Source organism: Pseudomonas sp. EL_65y_Pfl1_R83 (assembly GCF_963970695.1).
Lineage (GTDB): Bacteria > Pseudomonadota > Gammaproteobacteria > Pseudomonadales > Pseudomonadaceae > Aquipseudomonas > Aquipseudomonas tritici.
In genome coordinates, this window is sequence record NZ_CAXAQI010000340.1 from 1 (window position 1) to 481 (window position 481).

A 481-nucleotide genomic window follows, 5' to 3' on the forward strand; every position below is an offset into this window, starting at 1 on the left:
CATCGCCGTTCGCTGGAAAAGCTCGTCGAGAAGTTCGCCATCAAAGGCCTGACGGACGCCGATCTCGACCACCTCACCAGGGGCTGGCACCGCCTGCATCCCTGGCCGGACAGCGTCGCGGGCCTGACCCGGCTCAAGACCAAATTCGTGATCTCGCCGCTCTCGAACGGCAACGTCGCGCTGCTCACCAACATGGCGAAGTTCGCCGGCCTGCCGTGGGACCTGATCATGTCGGCGGAACTGTTCGCGCACTACAAGCCCGATCCCGAAACCTATCTCGGCGCTGCGCGGCTGCTCAGCCTCAGGCCTGAAGAGGTGATGATGGTCGCCGCCCACAATGGCGACCTCGCCGCCGCGCAGAGATACGGGCTGAAGACCGCCTTCGTCGCAAGGCCGACGGAGTACGGACCACTCCAGAAGGTCGACTTCGAAGCCACCGGCAACTGGGACATCGTCGCGAAGGACTTCGGCGGCATCGCCG

General features: G+C 64.9%; 1 protein-coding gene. It reads left to right on the top strand.

Annotated features, from left to right (window positions below; all coding sequences use genetic code 11):
- The coding region (locus AACY08_RS29185; protein WP_339472557.1) for an HAD-IA family hydrolase at positions 1 to 481 on the top strand (481 nt) is incomplete at both ends.